Genomic DNA, 382 nt, shown 5'->3' with positions numbered 1-382 from the left:
AAAATATAACGTGCTACTTGAGCACCTGTCATCCCTTTTTCAGCTGAAACTTGAGCAAATTTTTTGTACGTACTCTTTACCTTCATTTGCGCATACAACGGTAACAGCAAAATGATGATAAAATAAATGATATACAATCCCATTATCGAACTCCCTTTCTATCTCTTTCTATTGTTTAATTTTAAAGGCTTTCTAGTCTTGTTGCAAATATTCACGCTTACGACTTTCGAGAAAAGCAAAGATTATGCAGGCCACAGAAAGCCAAAAAGTGAAGTACCCAATCTCGCTCGGATACTGATAAATGACTCGGTAAAATGGCATTTGCCCAAATAAATAATCGATTATATCGTTATGCAATGTCCAAATGGCCGCAACCATCACG

The 382-nt window shown here is 36.6% G+C and carries 2 protein-coding genes; both read right to left on the bottom strand.

The window, feature by feature from the left end; genetic code table 11:
• Positions 1-143: zinc metallopeptidase (locus ACTD9P_RS30230; RefSeq protein ID WP_438870517.1), on the bottom strand; the 143-nt coding region annotated here is incomplete at its 3' end.
• 49 nt (positions 144-192) lie between these two features.
• Positions 193-382, bottom strand: a 190-nt coding sequence (locus ACTD9P_RS30225) for a DUF1405 domain-containing protein (RefSeq protein WP_438870516.1), incomplete at its 5' end; no start/stop codon positions are given.

It is taken from the genome of Pseudomonas onubensis, assembly GCF_965653655.1.
Lineage (GTDB): Bacteria > Pseudomonadota > Gammaproteobacteria > Pseudomonadales > Pseudomonadaceae > Aquipseudomonas.
This window is presented reverse-complemented; position numbering and strand designations above follow the sequence as displayed.